The sequence below is a fragment of the Dietzia sp. CQ4 genome, from assembly GCF_014145125.1.
Classification (GTDB): domain Bacteria; phylum Actinomycetota; class Actinomycetes; order Mycobacteriales; family Mycobacteriaceae; genus Dietzia; species Dietzia natronolimnaea.
Genome location: NZ_JAALDZ010000400.1, coordinates 1 through 3,632, shown reverse-complemented (window position 1 = coordinate 3,632; position 3,632 = coordinate 1). Strand labels below are relative to the sequence as shown.

General features: G+C 68.9%; 3 protein-coding genes and 1 pseudogene. 3 read left to right on the top strand and 1 reads right to left on the bottom strand.

Annotated features, from left to right (window positions below; genetic code table 11):
* Positions 1 to 952 (bottom strand): oxygenase MpaB family protein (locus G6031_RS17740; RefSeq protein ID WP_182653980.1); only part of this gene is annotated, 952 nt, incomplete at its 3' end.
* A 45-nt stretch (positions 953 to 997) separates the two neighbouring features.
* Here G6031_RS17740 and G6031_RS17735 point away from each other — a divergent pair.
* From G6031_RS17735 to G6031_RS17725, 3 genes and pseudogenes are all read left to right on the top strand, one after another.
* The gene (locus G6031_RS17735; protein WP_241737407.1) at positions 998 to 1,612 is read left to right on the top strand and encodes a TetR/AcrR family transcriptional regulator; all 615 of its coding nucleotides are present in this window, start codon (positions 998 to 1,000) and stop codon (positions 1,610 to 1,612) included.
* A 55-nt stretch (positions 1,613 to 1,667) separates the two neighbouring features.
* Entirely contained in the window at positions 1,668 to 2,414 is a 747-nt protein-coding gene (locus G6031_RS17730) for a lytic murein transglycosylase (RefSeq protein WP_182653979.1), read from the top strand.
* A gap of 739 nt (positions 2,415 to 3,153) precedes the next feature.
* A pseudogene (locus tag G6031_RS17725) lies at positions 3,154 to 3,632 on the top strand (ABC transporter ATP-binding protein); the annotation flags it as partial.

The following is a 3,632-nucleotide window of genomic DNA, read 5'->3' as shown; positions in this document are numbered from 1 at the left end:
GCGCGCGCTGACGCTGGGCCGCGACCAGGGCCTGGGTCAGCTGCGGTCCGGCCTCACTGAGCCCGGCCTGCGCCAGCAGGATGTGATAGTTGATCCGGTGCCGGTCCCTCTCGTGGCTGACCAGGAAGTCGTCGTCGACCCCCATCAGCCATCCCACGTAGCGCCACACGTGCATCACCGCGTCGGAGTCCCGGCGGGACAGCGGCACGCCCAGGGTGCGCACGCCCAGCAGGACCACGGCGTCGAAGAGGCCGAGGGTGGCGGCCAGGTCGCTCTGGCTGATGGGCAGCCCCCACCGCCCGGTGTCCCAGCGCGGCTCCATGGCCTCGTTGACCACGGCGTGCATGGCCCGCACGTGTCCGGTCAGGCGCCACGACTCGCCGCCCGGCCGCAGCCCGTCGGGGATCGACAGGGACATGGTCCAGTGGCTGGTCTCGGCCAGGCGGCGCAGTGTGGTGTTGCCGGTCAGGCCACCGGTGGCCACCAGGAGGTCGGTGGGTCCGCCGAAGCGGTAGCCGCCGATCAGCGAGAGCTGCAGCAGGATGTCGGCGGCGTTCTGGCCCAGGCGCAGGTACACCTTCTGGCCACGGGCGATCTGGTCCCAGTCGACCCAGTCCGGGGTGTCCTCGAGGAGGGCGATGTACTCGCGGAGGGCCTCGGGGGCGTCGTCGGGCAGGCCGGCCGACCCGCTGGTCAGCGCCTGGTCGAGCTGCCGCCGGCTCACGGCCCCGGGCTCGCCGGACCGCAGCCGCATGGCGCGGGCCAGTCGGGCGCCGGGTTCGTCCTTCTCCAGGTACCCGCGGCCCAGGCGGTCCATGAGCTGCTCGTCGATCTGGTCCACGCGGGCGATGTGCTTGAGGGCGCGGCCGATGCGGCGGGAACGGTCCTCGGCCTCGCGGTGTCGGGTGGGGTACGGGGAGGTGACGGCGTCTCGCTCTGGCGCTGTGGTCATGGTTCAACTATGACGCGAGTATTTACTCGCATACAATTCGCGTTCATGAGAAGGGTCCCCCAGCAGGCACGTTCCCGGGCGATGGTCGAGCGGATCGTCGAGGCGGCTCGCGTCGTGCTCGTGCGCGACGGCTACGAGTCGTTCACCACCAACCGCGTCGCCGACGAGGCCAGCGTCAGCCCGGGCTCCCTGTACCAGTACTTCCCGGACAAATCGGCCCTGGTCACCGAGGTCATGGACCGGTGGTCGGCGGAGATCTCCGACCGCGTGGCCGCCTCGCTCGCCGGCGCCGGCCCGGTCGACGTGCAGGACCCCGGCACGGTCCGCTCGATCGCCGACGCCCTGCTGACCGCCCTGGAGATGGACGCCGGGTTGCTGAGGATCGTGTGGGAGGAACTGCCCGCCGTGCGGCACCGGGCCGCGCAGCACGCCCTCGAGCTCCGGGTGCGCGAACTCCTGTCCGTCTACCTCTCGGCCGCGGGGGTGTCAGTCGGCGACCCCGCCGTGCGCGCGTGGGTGATCGTGATGGCCGTGGAGAACGTGGCCGTGCGCTGGGTGCTGGATCAGCCCCGGATCAGCCGGGAGGCACTGCTCGACGAGTTCACCGCCCTGGCCGGGGGATACGGGCAGCGCGGTGGAGATCAGGGCAGGCGCGGCTGAGATCAGGGAATCCCCCGAGGCGGGACGTGCCGGGTTTTCGGCAGAATGGCACTCGATGACTATTCGCCCCCGCCGCGCCTGCGCTGTGGCCCTGTCCCTCGCCGCGGCCGTGGTGGCATCGGCCTGTTCCTACGGGCCCACCCGCGAGGCGCCGCCCCCGATCCCGCCCGGCATCCCGCCCGCCGCCGGGGCGCCCGTTCCCGCGGTGGACATCAACGCCCCCGGCCGGACCTCCGATCAGCTGCGGCCGTGGGCGCAGGGGATCAACGAGCAGATGAACATCCCCGTCGCGGCGCTGGCCGCCTACGGCAACGCCGCCGAGACCATGCGGCAGACCCGGCCCGAGTGCAACCTCGCGTGGACCACGCTGGCCGGGATCGGGCACGTGGAGACGCGGCACGGCCGGTACCGGGGTGCCACCCTGAACGACGACGGCTACGCGCTGCCGCCGATCATCGGTATCCAGCTCGACGGCTCGCCCGGATTCGCGCGGATCCCGGACACCGACGGCGGGGAGCTGGACGGGGACCCGGAGTTCGACCGGGCCGTGGGGCCCATGCAGTTCATCCCCGAGTCGTGGCGCAAGTACGGCGTCGACGCCGATGGTGACGGTCGGGCCGACCCCAACCAGATCGACGACGCCGCCGTGGCCGCCGCCCGTCTGCTCTGCACCACCGGGGGAGACCTGTCCCAGGCCGAGAACTGGCAGCGGGCGGTGCTGGCCTACAACGCCTCGCGGGAGTACCTCATGGACGTGCGCGACGCGGCGGCGGCGTACTCGGTGGGGACCACGGCGCCGTAGGGGCTGCGTACTCCGAGCATCGAGAGAGCCGAGTGCGCAGATCTCATATGGAACTTCAAAAGCCGCTATCTACCGGGGGAATTTGTGCTTGATCAGTCTGTCTTCATTGCTTTGTTCACGGTCATACCGGTCTTGGCAGTCGCCGGCGCGCTAGAGCGAAACTTCATGGCGGATTCGGCCAAGAATCGCAAGACGACTCAGTTTCACAAGGTCCTAATTTACTCCGGATTCGTAGGGTTCCTGTCAGCTTTTCTGGGCATGCTCCTAGCTGAGAGTTCCCATCGCGCAGTCGCCTGGGTCCTGCTCGTCGTGGCGACAATCGGCGCGGTTGCTATGTGCGCTGCGATGCTCATATCGGCAGACCTAGTTTTTGACGACGAGCCATCTCGACCTCCGTCGGAGGCGGCAATACATCGCGCAGAGGTTAGGGTAGTGCGAGCTCAGGAAGAACTAGTACTCGCCAAAGAGGCGAGAGACCTCCTTCTATGTCTTCGCGACTCTGTAAGTAGTAGTAGCGATACTTCGTCATCGGTCTCTGAGGAGCCAACAAGAAGCGAGTAGTCGCGAGCTTCGATCCTCGTGCGTTCTCAAATCTCCCTGGGCGATTTCAATAACGGCGCGCTATGGAGTCTGGCGCGTATCTCCGACAGTGGGCGTAGCCGGTTTCGCCGTAGGAACTAGTCTTCTGTGTCGGCGAGACCCACAGACGCCCTTCACCATCGGCGGGAGCCCCACACGCATGTCAGCACCCACATCGACGCGCCGGCAGGACACCGGCATCCCGTCGACCGCTAACGGGCTCCTGCTCCGGGCGATCGGCCGTCGCACGCGCCTCGTGGGCCCCGGGCTGGTGCTCATGACGATGTGGCAGGTCTCCGAGGCGCTGGTCCCCATAGCGATCGGCGTGATCGTCGACCGCGCGATCATCCCGCTGGACCGGTGGGCAATGCTGTGGTCGGTCCTCGGGTTGATCGCGTTGTTCACCGTGCTGAGCTTGAGCTATCGCTTCGGCGCCCGGCTGAGCAACCGGGCCCTGCAGGACGAGGCCCACGACCTGCGGGTGGAGGCCACCCGGGTGCCGCTCACCCGGCGCCGGGCCATGGACGACGCGAGCTCGGGCGACGTGCTGTCCGTGTGCTCGGCCGACGCCGACGTCGCGGCCCTGGTCTTCCGGCAGATCGCCCTGGGCGGGTCCGCGCTCATCGGCATCGTGGGGAT

Coding starts and splice junctions, on each gene's coding strand:
- G6031_RS17735 (WP_241737407.1), top strand. CDS start 998: ATGAGAAGGGTCCCCCAGCAGGCACGTTCCCGGGCGATGGTCGAGCGG.
- G6031_RS17730 (WP_182653979.1), top strand. CDS start 1,668: ATGACTATTCGCCCCCGCCGCGCCTGCGCTGTGGCCCTGTCCCTCGCC.